The 2,215-nt window shown below is 42.5% G+C and carries 2 protein-coding genes; both read left to right on the plus strand.

The window, feature by feature from the left end:
• Positions 1–97: 97 nt before the first annotated feature.
• Positions 98–931, plus strand: a complete 834-nt coding sequence (locus CEX98_RS07305; protein ID WP_099641443.1) for a tyrosine-type recombinase/integrase — start codon at positions 98–100, stop codon at positions 929–931.
• Positions 928–2,019: an IS91 family transposase gene (locus CEX98_RS07310; RefSeq protein WP_099641444.1), complete on the plus strand. Its 1,092-nt coding sequence runs from the start codon at positions 928–930 to the stop codon at positions 2,017–2,019. The genes CEX98_RS07305 and CEX98_RS07310 overlap by 4 nt, the downstream gene beginning before the upstream one ends.
• Positions 2,020–2,215 lie beyond the last annotated feature (196 nt).

A 2,215-nucleotide genomic window follows, 5' to 3' on the forward strand; every position in this document is an offset into this window, starting at 1 on the left:
ATATTAAATTGTTGAACTAAGCCGCTACGCGGAGATCCTACTCTCACCAACTGAGCCACACTTACCTTGAGGTTATCCCATAACTTGGAGGTAAGTCATGAACCCACTCATAGAACAAGTCAAAACAGAAATAGCCTACCGAGGGTATTCGCAACGTACATGCAAAAGTTACTGTGAGCATCTACTTAAACTGAGTCACTATTTCAATAAACCACTCGATTCTATTACTGATGACGAACTGAATATCTTTTTTAACGATCCGGCTATTCGTAAGCTCTCTAGAGCAAGCCAAAAAGTACAAATAAATAGTATTTGGTTTTTGTTTAAACATATTTTACACCGACCGCTGAACCTAGATATCGCATTACCAAAAGCGAAGACTCGCGCACCAACCTATTTATCTCGAGACGATATTCGGCGGTTGATAGAAAACTGTACGGATATGCGATTAAAAACGTTAATTGTGGTTTGCTATGGTTGTGGCTTACGCATTGGTGAGCTTTTGCATATTAAAGTGCAAGACATTGATGGAAAGCGAAAAACCATTTTGATTGAACAAGGTAAAGGAGATAAGTCACGCTATGTGGTGGCCTCCGATAGCGTACTTAACCAATTACGTAGTTACTGGAAAATGTATCACCCAACGGGTTGGATGTTTTACTCACGATGGTTAATGGATAAACCCATGTCAGCATCAAGCTTCAGGAGACCATTACGTGAACATGCACGACATTGCGGCTTAACTCACTGTAATCCACATGCACTACGCCATGCTTATGCAACACATCAACTTGAATCAGGCATGCCGTTGCACCAACTTCAACATCAGCTTGGACACAGTGATATTAAAACCACGCAAAGCTACTTACATTGGTTACCCGAATTGGGGCATGGCGGTGTTGATTTACTCGCAAGTTGGGTTAAACCATGAGCACTTTACATCTCGCTGATATTTTAAATTCGAGCCTTGGGCATTATCGGCAACATCATATAATGAGCTATCAGCAACAACGCGTCTGTCAGCATCTTCAATCATGCAGAACGGGTCAGCTCGGTTATCAAACATGGCAGTGCGATAACTGCGGTGAGTCACAGCAGATTGGGTGCAGCTGCCGAGACCGCCATTGTCCACGGTGTCAAGGAATGGCAACGGCAAGGTGGATACAAAAGCAGCAAGAGAACTTATTACCATGCCGCTATTTCCACCTTGTCTTTACGCTTCCTCATGAACTTAATGCCATTGCCCACTATAACCCAAGTGCCTTATACCAGTGTTTATTCAAAGCAGCATGGCAAACCTTGAGTAAATTTGCTAACCGAAAAGGGCATGGCCAATTAGGAATGACTAGCCTCTTGCATACTTGGGGGCAAAATTTAAGTCAGCATATTCATTTACACTGTTTAATCCCAGCAGGTACGCTCGATAAGACTCAATGGAATGAGATAGAAAAAGGCTATTTATATCCCGTTAAAGCGTTATCAACGGTCTTTAGAGGAAAAATGCTAGCGGCGCTTAGTGAATGTAATACTTCACTCATGAAGGTAAACACGCCAACAAAGTGGTGCGTGTATAGCAAAGCCTGTTTAGCTTACAGTGAAAAGCTAGTAAGTTACCTAGCACGGTATACCCAGAAAGGCGTGATGTCTGAATCACGTTTAGTATCAGCGAATGCACAGTCGGTGAGCTTCAAATACCGAGATTACGCGGATGATAATCGTGATAAAGTGATGACACTGAGTAATGACGAATTCTTACGGCGTTATTTGCAGCATGTACTACCGAAAGGATTTATGCGTATTCGGCATTACGGTTTTTTAGCCAATGCATGTCGCAAGCGAAAGTTAGCGCTGATAAGGTCGCAGGCGTCATGCACATGCAGAGTAAAGAGGCCAAAGACAGGAGAAAACGTGACATTGATACCGAATTGGGCTTGTCAGCATTGTAAGGTAGGTATCTTGCGGCTAATTGGCGTATTCAAGTTAGATGCAACACCGACCAAAGTAGACCGAACGAGTTAGCAGCTTGATAGCTGCTCAAAATCAATTAGTTAACCTGCTTAATTGCTCAGGCTAGCGGCCTCTGTACGCTAAAAAATATAATTGCTTATTAAGGTAAATTTAGGTGTAATGAATACATAATGAGCGCTGAGCAATGCAGGGAAAGCTTACATAACACTAGCTAAACTGAATACACTAGCTAGGAAAGTGAGAGCCT

Source organism: Pseudoalteromonas piscicida, from assembly GCF_002744175.1.
Classification (GTDB): Bacteria; Pseudomonadota; Gammaproteobacteria; order Enterobacterales; family Alteromonadaceae; genus Pseudoalteromonas; species Pseudoalteromonas piscicida_B.

Bases quoted from the DNA above. Each gene is read 5' to 3' on its own strand.
- CEX98_RS07305 (WP_099641443.1), top strand. From the start codon at position 98: ATGAACCCACTCATAGAACAAGTCAAAACAGAAATAGCCTACCGAGGG.
- CEX98_RS07310 (WP_099641444.1), top strand. From the start codon at position 928: ATGAGCACTTTACATCTCGCTGATATTTTAAATTCGAGCCTTGGGCAT.